At 40.4% G+C, this 1,116-nt stretch carries 1 protein-coding gene; it reads right to left on the reverse strand.

The genetic code is table 11. From position 1 onward, the window contains the following. Positions 1-89: 89 nt before the first annotated feature. Positions 90-1,116: group II intron reverse transcriptase/maturase (gene ltrA / locus ACQRBH_RS17215; protein ID WP_427762680.1), on the reverse strand; the 1,027-nt coding region annotated here is incomplete at its 5' end.

A 1,116-nucleotide genomic window follows, 5' to 3' on the forward strand; every position in this document is an offset into this window, starting at 1 on the left:
AATCGAGTAGGAGGAATTTCTCTTGATTGAGAAATTCCGACCTCTCACACCACCGTGCGTACCGTTCGGTACACGGCGGTTCAATCAACTTAACAAGTAACACACCTTTCGGTGTAGTAATCTAACATTGAGACTAATCCGAATGAGGTTAGTCTCTTATTGCTTATAGCTTGGCTTACATCTGAACCTCGACATACTCTTGCGAACCCTTTAGCATAGGATGTTCGCTTTGCCGCCCATTGGGGCACGCCTAGTTTCATTAAATTCTTTGCCCTGTTTTGTGGTGTTTTCCATTGTTTCCATATACACATTCGAAGTCTGAATCGGATATGTTTATCCATTTCTCTGCACAGATGTTTCATACTTCCTATCTTGAAGTAGTTAACCCACCCTCTGATAAGTTGATTGATTTTCTCCACTTTGTAGCTGTTGCTTACACCCCAGCTACGACAGGTGAGTTCCTTCATCCTCTTCTTTAACTTCTCAACTGATTTTGCATGTGGTTTCGCCTTATATTGGTGTGCTCTTGAATCAAAATAGAATCCAAATCCAAGGTATTTGAGTCCTTGCGGTCTATCCACTTTACTTTTTGTCATGTTGACTTTAAGCCCTAGTTTCTCCTCAATAAATCGAGAAATATTTCTCATTACTCGATTTGCAGACATTTCACTTCCAACCATAATGATACAGTCATCCGCATATCGCACGAAATTGAGCCCTCGCTTTTCCATTTCTTTGTCAAGTTCATTGAGCATGATATTCGCTAATAGCGGAGAAAGATTTCCTCCTTGCGGTGTTCCTATTACAGAGTCTTCATACTCATCATCAATCATAATTCCACTGACAAGATACTTTCTCACAATGGAGATGACATCTCCATCCTTGATTGTTCTTCCAATTAAGGTCATCAGCTTGTCATGATTCACTGTGTCAAAGAACTTTTCCAAGTCAATGTCTACAATCCAATCATTGCCATCATTCATCATATCAAGTGCTGTTAGGATTGCTTGCTGTGCACACCTATTCGGTCTGAATCCATAACTGTGGTCATGGAATTGTTCCTCATAGATTGGTGTTAGTACCTGTGCAATGGCTTGTTGTACAAATCTGTCTGTT

Source organism: Bariatricus sp. SGI.161 (genome assembly GCF_050313695.1).
Taxonomy (GTDB): Bacteria; Bacillota; Clostridia; order Lachnospirales; family Lachnospiraceae; genus JAFBIX01.